This window comes from Thiocapsa sp. (genome assembly GCF_035467215.1).
Classification (GTDB): domain Bacteria; phylum Pseudomonadota; class Gammaproteobacteria; order Chromatiales; family Chromatiaceae; genus Thiocapsa.
Genome location: NZ_DATITZ010000207.1, coordinates 1 through 15,564 on the forward strand (window position 1 = coordinate 1; position 15,564 = coordinate 15,564).

A 15,564-nucleotide genomic window follows, 5' to 3' on the forward strand; every position below is an offset into this window, starting at 1 on the left:
TGCTCGGCGGTCTGCGCCCGCAACCGCGCCAGTTCGGCATCTTTGCTGTCGGGGCTGTCGGTTGTCGATGGCGGCTTAGACATGTTGCAAACTTACCCTCCCAGGGGATTGTTTGGCAAGCTGTCCTGAACAGTTACAAAATATCTTCTTCTGACGAGTTGTGATTCATATTGCTTCGGTTTGGTTCTAGATGCCCTAACGATTGAGAGAGAAAAAAGAGAAAAGGGGCCAGAAAGGGGCCAGCGTCATTTAAGGTGCTGGCGAATCGTAGCAACAAAGGGGTCCGGTTTTTGGCGATTTACGCAACCTCGCTCATGGGGCGAACCCGTGGCGGCGGGAGTGCCCGGCCCTCCGCTTTGAGATGTTTTACGACATCCTGCACGACGTCGCAAAGCTCACCATAGAGAGCGATGGGATCGTCACCATGTATGCCGGTAATCAGATCAGGGCACTTTCCAATGTACACTTGATCCTCATCACTCCACTCCACCCATTTGTGGTATTTGTCGAAATCTTTCATTTGCTCACCATTTCGATTGCCTGCGCAACCTGCTTTTCTTGGTAGCGTTTTGCGTCGTCACCGGTCTTGCCGCTTACGGTTACCGCACCTGCATACTTTTGATGGACAAGTTTTCGGTGGGAGCCTTTGCCTGCGCCCGGGATCTCTTCAAAGCCTGCATCCCTGAGGGCCGCCAAGAGGTCACGAATTTTCTGGGGCATCGATTCGCCTGTTTTTTCGTGAGTCCAACGTGTTCTAGGTTGGCACGGGCCACGTCCGACCTAGACTGACGCGGGCCACCCGTGCGCTCGACCGCAATAGGATGTCCGGGTGCTAGACGGAAGTTCACCCCTGCCGTCCTATCTTCAACCATGCCTGCGCCCATCGGACCCCGCAAGCGCCGCGATGACGTGATGCCCCCCAATTGGGATCGCTATCTCGATCCGTTCGCGCCAAGCGCTGTGCCCGATATGATACGCGCGGGGTACTTGCGCCGGTTCGAGGCATGTCTTCGCGAGGTACGCCCGGAGTCCTTGTCGCTTTTGTGCGAAGCGGAACTAACGGGCGACCTGCAACAACAGGTCTTGAGCCGGTCTCAGTGGGTCGGTTGGGAGTTTCGCCATTCGGTGGACACGCTGCAACTGCGGCTTGTTGACGTGGCGCAAGTCCCGGCCGGGAAGGCGACGGTGCGGTTCGCTGCCGGTCACCGCACGCTAAGTGCTGCCGGCACTCGAATGAAGGTGGAGCCTCGGCTCGCGGGGCGGCGCGACGATGAACCTCGGGTGTCTGCCGCAGCGGCATCCTGCCTTTGAATGTGCGATCGGGTTGCTACCCGATTTCCGACGAGACAGGGCGTTCCGCACAGAAGGCGAGGTAATCGTCAATGCTGTCGCGAAAGGCTTGCTCGACCTCACGATAGGTCTCACCCTCGAACGTGATCACATCTCTAAGACCTACTACTCGCCCGATGAACGCGCCCTCGTCCGGCTCGACGGTTCCCACATAGCCCTTGTATTCAAGCATCGTCTTGCTCCCCGGGAGGTGTTGTACCCGCCGCTTCGAGGAATGCCCCTACGGACCGCACGGCCCCGCGTTTGGTCTGCGGACTCGGGTGCGGGCGGTGAAACACCGGGCGGGCACCCTTGAGAGCAACCCGCACTCGGCTTCCGGCGCCTTCACTGACCTCGGTGCCAAGCGCCCGCATGAGTGCTCGATCTCCCTCCATCGAATGTTCGCGGGAGCGGGGTCCGTGAAGATCCGGCAAGCGGCTCCGTCGCCGGCGCCGGCTCACCTCACGACGATAGCAGATCGCCATCTCAGCTCTCGACCGCGTCTTTCTTCAGCGCGCCCCCGGATTCAGCACCGATTCAGTTTGACCCCCTAGTCTCTCCCTCGTGTCCACCTCACGCAGGTCGCGATCGGAGCCATGTCCCGTCCACTTCTCATCATCCCGTTGATCGGTCTGCTGCTGACCGGCGCCGGCAGTGCCGCGGCGACGACCCTCGCCGAGGCGGTCGGCGCCGCGCTGGCGCTCGCAGAGCAGACGCCGCGGGTGACCGCCGCTCGGCGGGAGGCGGATGCGATCCGCACGCAGGCGGGAAGTCTCGTCGCGCAGGATCCCGCGCTGCGGGTGAAATATCTGTCCGATGAATTGACCGAGGGCGGCGGAGCCAACGAATGGGAGGCGATGGTCGATCTGCCGCTCTGGCTGCCGGGGCAGCGCGGTGCCCGTCGCGAGGTGGCCGGCGCAGTCGACAGCCAAGCCGGAACGCTGGAGCGTCTGCTGCGCTGGGAGATGGCCGGGCGGGTTCGACAGGCGGCCTGGGAGGCCGCCTTCGCCGAGGGCCGGCTGCGCCAGGCCGAGATCGCGCTGGAGGCATCGCGTGCCCTGGAAGCAACCGTCGCCAAACGCACGACGGCCGGGGAGCTTGCGCGGGTCGATCTCTTGATGGCCCGTCAGGAGACACTCGGCCGCGAGGTGGATCTGCAGTCCGCGCAGGTCGAGGCCCGACGTGCGCATGACGCCTATCGGCAACTGACCGGCACCGACCGCCTGCCAGAGCCCCTTACCGAATCCCCGCCGCCGACATCCGACACAGCGCCGGTGCTGCCGCCGAACCATCCGCTGCTGGCCGACAGCGACGGCGCCCTCGCCCGTGCGCGCGCCGACCGCAAGCAGGTCGGGGTGGACCGACGCGGCCATCCGACCCTGAGCCTCGGCGGCAAGCGCACGCAAGAGCTGCGCGGCGCAGATGCCCTGGATTCCTTGCAGATCGAAGTCAGCATGCCTTTCGGTCTCGCCAGCCAATCGGCGCCTGCACTGGCGTCGGCCGAGCGGACCTACACCGAGCGTCTCACCGAGCTGCATCGCATCCGCCTGGAGGCCGAGCAGGCGCTGGCCAGCGCCGGCATCGAGCGTCTCGGCGCGGCCGAGGCCCTATCCGTGGCCGAGCGCCGTCATGCGCTCGCCCAAGACGCGCTGCGTCTGATGCGTCGCGCCTTTGATCTGGGCGAGACCGATCTTGCCGAGCTGCTGCGTGCCGAGGAGCGCGCTCGCGAGGCGAGCATGGATCTGGAGCTGCGTCGCCTGGAGCAGGGCCGCGCCCTGGCCCGGCTCAATCAAGCCTTAGGAGTGATCCCGGAATGAGCCTTATCCGTCGTGTTGTCGATGCAGAAATGGGGCAGAAGCAGCCGCCAGCCCCCTGCCGCCAGCTTCCAGCTACGGGGTTGCCCTGCTTTGTCGGGTCCGAGGTCAGGTCCCGTCAGGGTCGCCGCGGCATCCGGCTTGCGGAAAGCAGCAGGAGGCTGGGAGCAGGAGGCTGGGGGGTGCAGGCTGGAGGCTGGAGGCTCCCCCTAACGCCGATCCTCTGCTTTCTCCTCGCCATGCTGGCCCAGGGCGGCACCGTCTCGGCCGCGAGCCTGATCGCCGTGGATGCCGACCAGCAGAGCGCGTTCGGCATCACCTTGACCGCCCCGGTCCCGGCCGCCGAGACCCTGACCCGGCGTTACCCGGCCGAGGTGGCGGTGCCGAACCGGCAGATGCGCGTGGTGGCGGCGCCGCAGAGCGGCGTGTTGGAGAGTCTTCTGGTCGCCGAGGGTGAGCGGGTCGAGGTCGGCCAAGTCCTGGCCGAGCTGCGCAGTCCCGAGCTGGTGGACGCCCAGAGTCAGTATCTGGAGTCATTGACGCGGCTCGAGCTGATCGAAACCGAGCTGGCCCGCGACCGGACCCTGTTCCGCGAAGGCGTGATCGCCGAGCGGCGTCTGCTGGAGAGCCAGTCCAAGCAGCGCGAGCTGACGACGATGGTCGAGCAACGTCTTCAGTTGCTTGAGCTGGCCGGTTTCGGCAGCGAGGACATCATGAGCCTGGCGCGGACCCGGCGGCTGACCAGTCGACTCCCAGTACGCGCACCGATCGGCGGCGTGGTGTTGGAGCAGATGGTCAGCACGGGCCAGTCGGTCGCGACCGCAGCGCCGCTCTATCGCGTGGCCGAGCTCAACCCCTTGTGGCTGGAGATCCATGTGCCGGTGGAGCGCATCCTCGGGCTACAGGAAGGCGGGCGCGTCGTCCTGCCCCGCGAGGACACCGCCGGGACCATCGTGACCATCGGGCGGATGGTCCATGGTCAGGACCAAGGCGTGCTGGTGCGCGCCGAGATCACCGATGGGGCCGAGCGTCTGCGTCCGGGTCAATTCGTCGAGGTCCAGTTGAGCGCGGAGGCTCCTGGCGAGAGTTGGCGCGTCCCGCTGGAGTCCGTGGTACGCCACGCGGGGAACGCCTATGTGTTCGTGAATCGGGACGGCGGCTTCGAAGCGCTCCCGGTGCGGGTGCTCGCCGAGGAGGAAGGAAGTGCCGTGGTCGCGGGTGAGCTGACGGCGGCCGACCGCCTCGCGGTCACGGGTGTCGTCGCCGTGAAGGCGGCCTGGCTCGGGGGCGCCGAATAATGCTCGCCCGTCTGATCCAGTTCGCGCTGACCCAGCGGCTTCTGATGTTGCTGGCCATGCTGGCGCTCATCGGCGGCGGCTGGATGGCCTTCAAAGCCACCCCGATCGATGCCTTCCCGGATGTCTCCACTACCCAGGTGAAGATCATCGTGAAGGCGCCGGGGATGACGCCCGAGGAGGTGGAGACGCGCATCACCAATCGGATCGAGTTGGAGATGCTCGGCATCCCGAACCAGACGATGCTGCGCTCCATCGCCAAGTATGCCCTGACCGACATCACCCTGGATTTCGCCGAGGGCACGGACATCTATTGGGCGCGTCAACAGGTGGCCGAGCGGCTCGGCGGCATCTGGGGCGATCTGCCCGACGGCGTGGAAGGCGGGCTTGCGCCCATGACCACGCCGCTCGGGGAGATGTTCATGTTCAGCATCGAGGGCGGGGATCTGACCCTGGAGGCGCGCCGCGATCTGCTCGACTGGACCATCCGCCCAGCCCTGCGCGCCGTGCCCGGCGTGGCCGATGTGAATGCGCTCGGCGGCCTGGTCACCAGCTTCGAGGTGGTGCCGGACAACGCCCGCATGGCCGCGCGGGGGATCCGGCTGGCGGATCTGACCGCGGCGATCACGGCGAACAACCGCAACGACGGCGCCGGTCGCCTGAGCGCGGGCGAAGAGGTGTTGCTGGTCCGCAGCCAAGGCGCGATCAAGACGCTGGAGGATCTCGGCGCCATCGTGGTCGGGGGCGATGCCCGCCAACCGGTGCGGGTCGCCGATATCGCCGAGGTGCGTTTCGGCGCCCTGACCCGCTACGGCGCGGTGACGCGCAACGGCAGCGGGGAGGCGGTCGAGGGCCTGGTGCTGGCCCTGCGCGGCGCCAATGCGCGCGAGGTCGTGCGCGGCATCCATGCCAAGCTCGACGAGCTGGCGCCGGCGCTGCCCAAGGGCGTGAGCGTCGATGTCTTCTACGATCGCGGTGTCCTGGTCGACAAAGCGATCCACACCGTCACCAAGGCGCTGATCGAGGCGACGGTTTTGGTCTTGATCCTACTGGTGCTCTTTCTGGGCGATCTGCGCGCGGCCCTCACGGTCGCCTTGATCCTGCCGCTCTCGGCCCTGGCGACCTTCATCCTGATGCGCCAGTTCGGGCTATCGGCCAATCTCATGTCGCTGGGTGGGCTGACGATCGCCATCGGCATGTTGGTGGATGCGGCCGTGGTGGTGGTCGAAAACCTGGTCACGCATCTCAATCGGGGCAGCGCCGGCGGACGCCTGCCGCGTCTGCACATCCTCTATCGGGCCACCCGCGAGGTGGCGTTGCCGGTCTCCTCCGGGATCCTGGTCATCATCATCGTCTTCCTGCCCTTGCTGACGCTGCAGGGTCTGGAGGGCAAGCTCTTCATGCCGGTCGCGCTGACCATCGTCTTCGCGCTCGCCAGCTCGTTGCTGCTCTCGCTGACGGTCATCCCGGTGCTGGCGTCCTATCTGTTGGGGAAAGGGGCCGGTGCGAGTCATGGCGAGGTCGAGCACGCCGAACCCTGGCTGGTGCGCATCCTGACCCGGATCTATGTCCCGGTGCTCGACTGGAGCCTGCGTCATCAGTGGGTTCTGCTGGGCGGGGCGCTGGCCCTGCTGATCGCCGCGGGCGCGCTCTACACCCAGGTCGGCAAGTCCTTCATGCCGACCATGGACGAGGGCGATCTGATCGTCCAGTTGGAGAAGCTCCCCTCGATCAACCTGGCCGAGTCCATCGCCATCGACCAACGCGTCCAGTCGGCCATCCTCGCCGAGGTGCCGGAGGTCGAGTCGATCATCGCCCGCACCGGCTCGGACGAGCTGGGTCTCGACCCCATGGGGCTGAATCAGACCGACAGCTTCCTGGTGCTCAAACCGCACGAGACCTGGCGCTTCACGACCAAGGACGAGCTGATGGACGCCATCCGCGCGGTGCTGGATCGCTTCCCCGGGATGGACTACGCCTTTACGCAACCGATCGAGATGCGCGTCTCCGAGATGCTGACCGGGGTGCGCGGCGATCTGGCGGTGAAGATCTTCGGGCCGGACTCGGACACGCTCAACGGGCTCGCCGAGCAGATCGTCGGGGTACTGGAAGGCATATCCGGCTCGCAGGATGTCTACACGCCGCGCAACGACGGCGCCCAATACCTGAATCTGGTGGTCGACCGTCTGGAGGCCGGGCGACTCGGGGTGGACGCGGACGCCTTGGCCGATCTGCTGCGCGCCCAAGTCGAGGGGTTGACCGTCGGGACCCTGGATGTCGAAGGCAAGCGCCGCCCGCTGCTGGTGCGCGGTCCCGAGGCGCTGCGCGAGTCGCCCGCACGCTTTGCCGGGCTCCAGGTGTCGCTGCCCGACGGGCGCGCCGTGCCGCTGAACAACCTGGTGCGGATCGAGCGCATGGAGGGACCGGTGGCGATCGGGCGCGAGCGCGGCAGCCGCATGGCGGTCGCCATCGCCAACGTCGACGGGCGTGACCTGGTGGGCTTCGTCGCCGAGGCACGTGCGGCGGTCGCCGAGCAGGTGGAGCTGCCGCCCGGCTATCGGTTGGAGTGGGGCGGCGAGTTCGAGAACCAGCAGCGCGCCGCGGCCCGCCTCGCCCTGGTGGTGCCGGTCGCGCTGGTGCTGATCTTCCTGGTGCTCTTCTCGACCTTCGGCTCGGTGAAACAGGCCGCCTTGGTCCTGTCGAACGTGCCCTTCGCCATGATCGGCGGCGTCTTCGCACTGGCACTCACCGGTGAATATCTCTCGGTGCCGGCCTCGGTCGGCTTCATCGCCCTGCTCGGCATCGCGGTGTTGAACGGCGTGGTGATGGTCACCTATTTCAATCAGCTGCGCGCGCTCGGCCGACCCATGCAGGAAGTGGTCGTCGAAGGGGCGCGGCGGCGCCTGCGCCCGGTGCTCATGACCGCAAGCATCGCGGCCTTCGGGCTGGTGCCGCTGCTCTTCGCAACCGGCCCCGGATCCGAGATCCAGCGCCCGCTGGCGATCGTCGTCATCGGCGGATTGGTCTCGGCCACCCTGCTCACACTCATCCTGTTGCCGATCCTCTACCGACGTTTCGGTGCGGAACGGGTCTAACGATTCGAGGGCGACGCAATCCTCTCCAATAGGGGCGACGCCCGACAACAGGGACTCATGACCTTACGGAGGACAAAGACCATGTCGAAAACAACCTTGAATACCCTGGCTGCACTGTTGCTGATGACGGGGGCGGTGATGTCGAGCCATGCGGCCGATCTGAAGCTGCTGATCGACGACACGACATCGGTGATCCCGACCGACGTCACCTATCGAGTCTCGCCGGAGGGGCTCGAGGTGAAGGGTTGGGTGGCTAAACGCCAGCCACATACGGGGCGCATGCTGGGCCATGTCGAGATCAAACTGCTGGACGAGGCAGGCTCGGTGCTCGCGCAGAAAGACACCTACATGGTCCACTACTCACCGACGCGGGCCAATCCGCAGAAGGCCAGCTTCAGCACGCTGGTACCGGATGTGCCGTCCGGGACCGCGGCAATCGAGGTGGCTCACCGTGTCGGTCAGGCCGCGGCCGGGCGCTGATCGCCCGCAGGCGAGTCGATGCGATTCCAGCCCCGATCGGAGACCGACACATGCCGCACCAACTGCTTCATCTGATTGTCCCGCTACAGGCCGAGGACGCACTCGTCGAGTGGCTTCTGGAGCGCGAGGACATCCCCGGTTTCACCAGCAGCGCGGTCGCCGGGCACGGCTCGTCCGAGCGTTCCATGACCACCGCGGAGCAGGTCGCCGGGCGCAGTCGTCGGGTGATGTTCATGCTGCTGCTCCCGGAGGAGACCGCTCGAGCGGTGCTCGCGGGATTGGCCGAGGATTTCGGGGGAAGCGGTATCCACTACTGGCTGGTGCCTGCCGCCGCGCAGGGTCGATTGGGCGACCCGATATCCGGGAAATGAACGACCAGCCTGTAGGTGCGAATTTATTCGCACAGCCTGCATGGTAGCTTCGCCAATCGCCTCGCGGCCGACTCCGGCCTGTGTGCGGGCGTGTGTGCGAATAAATTCGCACCTACAGCCCGTTCAGTTCTTCCGGCCATGTGCAGTTTGGACGTTGATTCCCGGAAATCACCTTAAACCGCGGCAGCCTCCCGGACCGGTCCACGGACACCGGCCGCCTAAAGGGTTTCGACCCGCCGCAGGAAGCTCGCGAAACGGGGCAGGCCGTTGACCGTGCGCCCGTGGTACTTGAAGTTGACGACACTGCCCACGGGCGGCGGATCGTCGCGCTCGACATCGCTGAAACCGGTGCCGAGCCGAAAGCGGGTGCCGTCCGCCTCCTCGACCACCAGCGCGCCCAACCGGCCTTCGTGTCGCCCTCGGCCCGGGAGATGGGCGATCACCCGAGCGTCGGCTTCCAGATAAGGTTTGACCTTGAGTAGATCGGCGGAGCGACCGATGCGGTAGAGCGAGTCGCGTCGATGCAGCATCAAGCCCTCCCCGCCCGCAGCGACCACCTGCTCCAACGCGACCATCAAGGCGTCATGATCCGCAACGCGGGTCTGCTCGACCAGATCGAGAAAAGGGCTCGGCGAGGTCGCGAGGAGAGCGCGCAACGCGCTCAGGCGCGTCTCGAAATCGCCCGGGTAGTCGGGCAGATCGAACACCCTGTAGCGGACACGACGCCAGGCGTCTTCATCCGGCTCGGAGCGTCGTACCGTGCCCGACAGCAGGGCAAAGGTGCCGCGGCCCATCCAGAGCTCCCCGTCGAGCGCAACCGCGGGGAAATCGCTCGTAAACCAGGCGGGCGCCGCGATCGGCATGCCGCCGCGCGTGATGAGACTGCGGCCGTTCCAGTAACCGCGAACGCCGTCGAGCTTCTCGCTGACCAGGTAATGGTCCAGATCGACGCCGGGACGATACACCTCGCCCAGTGCCAGGCCGGGCAACGGCGTTGTCGACGACTCGCTCGCCGTTGCGCGCGAGGTCGACGACACATTCCCGGCAGCGATTGCCCCCTCGGTCGTTGCGCCGGCATGACCGCGCAGCATGTCGAGAAGAAGCAGCAAGAGTCCGAAGCGAAGACTGGACAGGCGCAACATCGAACACTTTTAGTTTATTTCGCGATGACGACACTGTAGCTCATCCGCCGAGCGACACAAAATCGAATTACACGAAATGGATCCGATTCCGCCCTGGAAGCGACACAGCTTCGTGCGCGCCGACCGACCCTGCAGGCGCTAAACCACGACGCCCTGGATTGTCTTCCGCAGGAACCTTCCCAAAACCCGATTGTTTTACTCAATACATTAAATCCGTCCCGCGGCATTCTTTCCTGTGCCGACATGGGCTAACGTGACGGTATTGTTGCGCTGCACAAAAATCGTCCGGAAGACCTCCCGACGTTTGACCCGAGCGCTCGGCTGCACGGCCGCTTGTCAGGACCACAAGACCATGACTGCTTCGACTCACTACGACGTCCTCATCGTCGGTGCCGGTGTCACCGGTACCGCTCTCCTTTATCAGTTGGCGAAATTCACCGATCTGAACCGCCTCTGTCTGGTCGAAAAATACGACAGCATCGCCACGGTCAACTCACACGCGCACAACAACAGCCAAACCATCCACTGCGGCGACATCGAGACCAACTACACCCTGGAGAAGGCACGCGCCATCAAGCGCACCGCCTACATGGTCATCAACTACGCGACCAAGCTCGCACCGCGCGATCGCGATCGCATCATCCACCGGATGCCCAAGATGGTGCTGGGCGTGGGCGAGACCGAATGTCGCTACATCCGCGACCGCTACGAGCGCTTCAAGGGGCTCTATCCGCGGATGGAGCTGCTCGAGCGCAAGGAGATCGCAGACATCGAGCCCAACGTCGCACGCGTGGACGGGACCTGGCGCAAGGAGGAGATTGTCGCTACGGGCACACGGGATGATTACTGTGCCGTCGACTTCCAGGCCCTGGCCCAATCCTTCTCGGCCGATTGCGTGCGGTTGGACCGACAAACCTCCAAGCAGATCACCCAGTTGTTCTCGACCAAGGTCGATAAGATCCGCCGTGACGGCCCGGATTACGTCTTGGAGACCAACCGAGGCCTATTGAAGGCGCGGGCACTCGTGGTCTGCGCGGGCGGACACTCGCTCTTGATGGCGCAGGAGATGGGGCTGGGCTTGGAATACTCCTGCATGCCGGTCGCCGGATCCTTCTATTTCGCCCCCGAGGCACTGAACGGCAAGGTCTACACCGTCCAGAATCCAAGCCTGCCGTTCGCCGCGGTCCACGGCGACCACGACATCAAGGAAACCGGCAAGACCCGCTTCGGGCCGACCGCTTTCATGCTGCCGATGCTCGAGCGCTACAACCGCGACAGCATCCCGGAGTTCTTCAAGGTCCTGAGGTTCGATCGACGGGTTGCCGCCGCCTTTTGGGACATGCTCAAAGAGCGCGATATACGCCACTACATCCTGCGCAACCTCCTCTACGAGGTGCCGGGCCTGAATCGCCATCTCTTCGTTCGCGAGATCCGCAAGATCGTCCCCTCGATCAAGGCGGCCGACATCAGCTACGCGGAGCGCTTCGGCGGGCTGCGGCCCCAGTTGATCGACAAGGAGTCCGGCAAGCTGCGGATGGGCGAGGCCAAGATCGCCAACGATGCCGGTCTCATCTTCAACATGACCCCGTCGCCGGGCGGTACCAGTTGTCTGGGCAGCGGCGAGACCGACATGCGCTCGATCGCCGCCTATCTGGGTGCCCGAATCGACGAGCAGGGCTTGGCTCGTGAGCTTCTGATGGGGTACGAAGATACGCGCTGGCACGGCGACACATCGACGGCGGTGCCGCTCGCGGAGGCGGTCTAAAATGAATCGCGTCCTCAAAGGCGTCTGCTTGGTTTGAGGGCGGTTTCATCCTCGGCATAACCTGAAGCGTTTAAGCGGACGCGATTCAGAGGTTAAAAGCAAAGCGAAGATAAGGATTGAAAGCGAGAGCTTTCTGGTCGGTATGCGCCGTAGCGTCGACAGGCGCAGCGCAGTCCACCAGCGCCGACGCGGGGTTCGGTGGACTTCGCTCTCGCTCGTCCCTACCGGCGGTTTATCATCAAGGCCCAGCATCCGGGCGGCGACTCAGAGCCGAGCCAGGGCAACCCTTTCGAAAAAATGTCCTAAACCGCGTCCCGACCAAGCTCATGGGCTCGCGCAACCGCGAGCCCAGTCAAAAAACATTCCCTGTCGCACCAGACGCGGTTTAGCGGTGGTAGGGCCGACTGAGCTCATGCACCGCGGCAACCATCGCCCCCGCGTGCTCCGGATTCACGTCCGGCGTGATCCCGTGTCCGAGATTGAAAACATGGCCCGGACCCTTGCCGTAGCTGGCCAGCACGCGCGCGACCTCGTCGCGGATCCGCTCGGGTGAGGCGTAGAGCGCGCAGGGGTCGAGATTGCCCTGAAGCGAGACACGGTCGCCGGTCAGGATGCGCGCGTCGGCCAGATCCGTCGTCCAGTCCACGCCGAGTCCGTCGCAGCCGGTGTCGGCCATGTGATTCAGCCACTGACCGCCGTTCTTGGTGAAGAGGATCACCGGAACGGCGCGTCCCTCCGCCTCGCGATTCAAACCCTCAACCACGCGCTGCATGTAGGCGAGGGAGAACTCGCGGTAGTTGGCCGGCGCCAGCGCGCCGCCCCAGGTATCGAAGATCATGGTCGCCTGCGCGCCGCGGGCAATCTGCGCGTTCAGATAAGCGATCACGGCGTCCGCGGTCTTCGCCAACAGTGCGTGAAGCAGATCCGGACGGTCGAACATCATCCCCTTCACATGCGAGAAGTTCTTCGCGCCGCCGCCCTCGACCATGTAGGTCGCTAAGGTCCAAGGGCTTCCGGAGAAGCCGATCAAGGGCACGCGTCCGGCGAGCTCGCGACGAATCGTCGAGACGGCATCCATCACGTAGCGCAGCTCGTCTTCCGGATCCGGCACGGCGATCCGATCGACATCGGCCTGCGTGCGCACCGGCCGCTCGAAATGCGGCCCCTCTCCTTCCGCGAAATACAGACCCAGCCCCATCGCGTCCGGCACCGTCAGGATGTCCGAGAAGAGGATGGCGGCATCCAACGGAAAACGCTCCAACGGCTGCAGCGTAACCTCGCAGGCCAGCTCCGGGTTCTTGCACAGATCCATGAAGCTGCCGGCCTTCGCGCGCGTCGCACGGTACTCGGGCAGATAACGGCCTGCTTGGCGCATCATCCAAACCGGCGTGTATTCAACGGGTTCGCGCATCACTGCACGGAGGAAGGTGTCATTGATGAGTGGCGTCATGAAGCAAGACCTGGGCAGTCGAGGAAGAAGAGTCTCGGTGGTTTGGGCGCTCATTCTACTACGGGTTTCGCTCGTGACGAGGCTGCGAAGGCCGGAGGAGCCCAAGTCAGCCGGTCCGTTGCGAACGCCGGGCCGTACAGCAGGCCGGTAGCGACCGCTCGTCAGGCGGAGGGGCAAGGGTCGGCCGACTGTATAAGTCTGTTGACGATAGATGCTACAAGTCTGTGGATAAGGTGTGATCCTCTTGACGGCCTTTTTCTGCACACCGGTTACGCACAGGTTGAGCAGCAATCGGGGAACAGCGAAAAATGGGCTCAAAAAATTGATTTTTAATATTTTTTCGACACTTTTGAGTTATCCACAAAGCTTATTAAGATTACTGTCTTTTTATTTAAACTATTTTGAATAAGGATCCCGCCGGAACCCTGCCGGTTTCGCACCCAGGACGCCGAGGATCGTCCAACAAACTGAAGCAAAAAGCCTTTTCTGTCTCGGTCCTGCCCTTGGTCTTGCGTTCCCTACGTCGAGCAACACGACAACAACACATGTCATGCCGGAGCTGGTTTAGTAGAATCCAGGCGATGGATGTCTCCGCCCTTCTCGATCCCCTCAACGACGCTCAGCGCGCGGCCGTCGCCGCCGAGTCCGGTAACCTTCTCGTGCTCGCCGGTGCCGGATCGGGCAAGACCCGCGTCCTGGTCCATCGCATCGCCTGGTTGGTCCAGGTGCAGCAGGTGCCCTCCTACGCCGTGCTGGCCGTCACCTTCACCAACAAGGCGGCGCGGGAGATGCGCGGCCGAATCGAGACCATGCTCGGCGTGCCGATCGGCGGAATGTGGGTCGGTACCTTTCACGGACTCGCCCATCGCTTTTTGCGCGCCCACTGGCAGGACGCGCAGCTCCCGCAGCATTTCCAGATCCTGGATTCGGACGACCAATTTCGTCTGATCAAGCGGATCCTCAAGGCGATGCAGCTCGACGAGGCGCGCTGGCCGCCGCGACAGGTGCAGGGTTTCATCAACAAGCAGAAGGACGAGGGTCTGCGGCCGAGCCACGTCGACGGCGGCGGCGATTTCTTCACCGACAAGATGATCGCGGTTTATCGTCAGTACGAGGAGGAGCTCGCACGCTCGGGCCTGCTCGACTTCGCCGATCTGCTGCTGAAAACCCTGGAGCTGCTCCGCGAGCGTCCGGATATCCTGGGGCACTACCAGCGGCGCTTCGCACACATCCTGGTCGACGAGTTTCAGGACACCAACGCCATCCAGTACGCCTGGCTGCGCCTCTTGGCCGGAGCGAACGACAACCTCTTTGCCGTCGGCGACGACGATCAGTCCATCTACGGCTGGCGCGGCGCAAAGGTCGAGAATATTCAATCCTTTCAGCGCGATTATCCCAATACGCAGGTGATCCGGCTGGAGCAGAACTACCGTTCGAGCGGCAACATCCTGGCCGCGGCCAACGCACTGATTGCCCACAACCCGACGCGGCTCGGCAAGAACCTCTGGACCCAAGACGGCGAGGGCGAGCCGATCCGACGCTACACGGCCTTCAACGAGGTCGACGAGGCGCGTTTCGTGGTGGAGCGAATCCGCCGCTTTACCCAGACCGAGGGTCATCGGCGCGACGAATGCGCCATCCTCTATCGCACGACGGCTCAATCACGTCTCTTCGAAGAGGCGCTGATTCAGGCCCAGATCCCCTATCGGGTTTACGGCGGGCTGCGGTTCTTCGAGCGTGCGGAGATTCGCGATGCGCTCGCCTATCTGCGCCTGGTCGCCAACCCGGACGACGATGCCGCCTTCGAGCGCGTGGTCAACACACCCAACCGGGGCATCGGCGCCCGTACCCTGGATCTGTTGCGCCAGCAGGCACGCGAGACCCGTGTCTCGCTCTGGCAGGCGGCGGCCGATCTGACCGGGACCTCGGTCCTGGGCCCGAGGGGCGGTGCCGCACTGCTCGGCTTTATCGATCTGGTCAGGGATCAACGCCGAGCGCGGGAAGGTCTGGCGTTGCACGAGCTGGTAACCGCCTTGATCGAAGCGGCCGGCCTGCCTGATTTCTACAAGAAGAACAAGGACGGCAAGGGCCAGGATCGCGTGGAAAATCTGGAGCAGTTGGTCGACACGGCCGCGCGCTTCGAGGAGGACCTGCACGAGGAAGAGACCGACGCGCTAGCGGTCTTTCTCGCGCATGCCGCACTCGAAGCAGGCGATACCCAAGCCGACGGGTTCGAGGACAGTGTTCAGCTCATGACCCTGCACAGCGCCAAGGGCCTGGAGTTTCCGGTGGTCTTTCTGGTCGGGCTGGAAGAGGGGCTGTTCCCGCACAGTCTGTCGGCGGAGGACCCGAGCCGGCTCGAAGAGGAGCGCCGACTCTGCTATGTCGGCATGACACGCGCGATGCGCGAGCTTTATGTGACTCACGCTGAAAGCCGGCGGCTCTACGGCCGGGAAGAGTCCCCGCTGCCGTCTCGGTTCCTGCGCGAGGTGCCGCCGGGATTGGTCGAGGAGGTCCGGGCACGCAGCACCACCCGCCGCGCCACATCGACGCCGAGCGCGAGCTTGACGTCGATGTCGAGCGGCGATGCCGGTCTCTTCCGGCTCGGGCAGCGTGTGGTCCACCCGAAATTCGGCGAGGGCGTGGTCCTGAACAGCGAGGGTCGCGGATCCGCGGCCCGGATTCAGGTCAATTTCCAGAAGGCCGGAGCCAAGTGGTTGGTCCTGGCTTATGCTCGGCTCGAGCCTGCAGGTTGACGCGCTGTGCTCGGGTGCGACGACGGGCGATCCGGCCGCCGCTGTGACACGCGCTGGAATTGTTCTA

At 64.5% G+C, this 15,564-nt stretch carries 12 protein-coding genes; 7 read left to right on the forward strand and 5 right to left on the reverse strand.

Annotated elements, in window-relative coordinates:
* Window positions 1–516: 516 nt before the first annotated feature.
* The 3 genes from VLR48_RS11425 to VLR48_RS11435 form a co-directional block, all read right to left on the reverse strand.
* The gene (locus tag VLR48_RS11425; RefSeq protein ID WP_325291908.1) at window positions 517–720 is read right to left on the reverse strand and encodes a type II toxin-antitoxin system HicA family toxin; all 204 of its coding nucleotides are present in this window, start codon (window positions 718–720) and stop codon (window positions 517–519) included.
* A gap of 607 nt (window positions 721–1,327) precedes the next feature.
* Window positions 1,328–1,522 carry a hypothetical protein gene (locus tag VLR48_RS11430; RefSeq protein ID WP_325291909.1) on the reverse strand — a complete coding sequence of 65 codons (195 nt, stop codon included), beginning with the start codon at window positions 1,520–1,522 and terminating at the stop codon, window positions 1,328–1,330.
* Window positions 1,515–1,814: a type II toxin-antitoxin system HicA family toxin gene (locus VLR48_RS11435; RefSeq protein WP_325291910.1), complete on the reverse strand. Its 300-nt coding sequence runs from the start codon at window positions 1,812–1,814 to the stop codon at window positions 1,515–1,517. Before VLR48_RS11435 ends, VLR48_RS11430 begins: the two co-directional genes overlap by 8 nt.
* 111 nt (window positions 1,815–1,925) lie before the next feature.
* Here VLR48_RS11435 and VLR48_RS11440 point away from each other — a divergent pair, with 111 nt between their 5' ends.
* The 5 genes from VLR48_RS11440 (at window position 1,926) to VLR48_RS11460 (ending at window position 8,384) form a co-directional block, all read left to right on the forward strand.
* Entirely contained in the window at window positions 1,926–3,146 is a 1,221-nt protein-coding gene (locus VLR48_RS11440) for a TolC family protein (RefSeq protein ID WP_325291911.1), read from the forward strand.
* 179 nt (window positions 3,147–3,325) lie between these two features.
* Window positions 3,326–4,441 (forward strand): efflux RND transporter periplasmic adaptor subunit, encoded by a 1,116-nt coding sequence (locus VLR48_RS11445; protein ID WP_325291912.1) that lies wholly within the window; start codon window positions 3,326–3,328, stop codon window positions 4,439–4,441.
* A complete protein-coding gene (locus tag VLR48_RS11450; protein ID WP_325291913.1) occupies window positions 4,441–7,533 on the forward strand; it encodes a CusA/CzcA family heavy metal efflux RND transporter in 3,093 nt (1,030 codons plus the stop codon). Before VLR48_RS11445 ends, VLR48_RS11450 begins: the two co-directional genes overlap by 1 nt.
* An 81-nt stretch (window positions 7,534–7,614) precedes the next feature.
* Window positions 7,615–8,013, forward strand: a complete 399-nt coding sequence (locus tag VLR48_RS11455) for a hypothetical protein (protein WP_325291914.1) — start codon at window positions 7,615–7,617, stop codon at window positions 8,011–8,013.
* Window positions 8,014–8,063: 50 nt separating this feature from the next.
* Entirely contained in the window at window positions 8,064–8,384 is a 321-nt protein-coding gene (locus VLR48_RS11460; RefSeq protein WP_325291915.1) for a DUF3240 family protein, read from the forward strand.
* Window positions 8,385–8,602: 218 nt separating this feature from the next.
* Here the strand turns inward: VLR48_RS11460 and VLR48_RS11465 are convergent, their stop codons facing one another.
* Window positions 8,603–9,526, reverse strand: a complete 924-nt coding sequence (locus VLR48_RS11465; RefSeq protein WP_325291916.1) for a DNA ligase — start codon at window positions 9,524–9,526, stop codon at window positions 8,603–8,605.
* Window positions 9,527–9,878: 352 nt separating this feature from the next.
* Between VLR48_RS11465 and VLR48_RS11470 the strand changes: the two genes are divergently transcribed.
* Entirely contained in the window at window positions 9,879–11,291 is a 1,413-nt protein-coding gene (locus VLR48_RS11470) for an FAD-dependent oxidoreductase (protein ID WP_325291917.1), read from the forward strand.
* A gap of 385 nt (window positions 11,292–11,676) precedes the next feature.
* On the opposite strand, the gene hemE is transcribed toward VLR48_RS11470, so the two are convergent.
* Window positions 11,677–12,741 (reverse strand): uroporphyrinogen decarboxylase, encoded by a 1,065-nt coding sequence (gene hemE / locus VLR48_RS11475; RefSeq protein ID WP_325291918.1) that lies wholly within the window; start codon window positions 12,739–12,741, stop codon window positions 11,677–11,679.
* Between the two features lie 581 nt (window positions 12,742–13,322).
* Here hemE and uvrD point away from each other — a divergent pair.
* Window positions 13,323–15,497: a DNA helicase II gene (uvrD, locus tag VLR48_RS11480; RefSeq protein WP_325291931.1), complete on the forward strand. Its 2,175-nt coding sequence runs from the start codon at window positions 13,323–13,325 to the stop codon at window positions 15,495–15,497.
* Window positions 15,498–15,564: the final 67 nt, after the last annotated feature.